The sequence below is a fragment of the Gilvimarinus sp. 1_MG-2023 genome (genome assembly GCF_030548285.1).
In genome coordinates, this window is the sequence record NZ_JAUOSC010000486.1 from 1 (window position 1) to 339 (window position 339).

Below are 339 nucleotides of genomic sequence, written 5' to 3' on the forward strand. Positions count from 1 at the left end.
ATGCTAAACGAAGCCCCGGTTCTGCTGCCCACCGACACCGCCTCCGGCTTACGTACCGACCTGTTGAGCTGGTTTAACCATACCGGTATCGCCGTCAGAATTGCCGGAGAATTTGACGACTCGGCACTGTTAAAAGCCTTTGGTAGCCAGGGCCATGGCTACTTTTTTGCACCCGATGTCATTCGCGAAGAAATTTGCGCCAAATACCAGGTGCGCTGCGTCGGCACAGTCAAAGAACTGATGCAGGAGTTTTATGCAATTTCAGCAGAACGCCGTATCAGTCATCAGGCGGTCGCTGCCATCACCCGGCAAACACCGCTCGGTGAAATCGGCTGAGAT

Annotated in this window: 1 protein-coding gene; it reads left to right on the top strand. The window is 54.0% G+C overall.

Translation table 11 applies throughout. The annotated features are described in order from the left end of the window. The coding region (locus Q4563_RS17750; RefSeq protein ID WP_303605442.1) for a LysR substrate-binding domain-containing protein at positions 1-336 on the top strand (336 nt) is incomplete at its 5' end. Positions 337-339 lie beyond the last annotated feature (3 nt).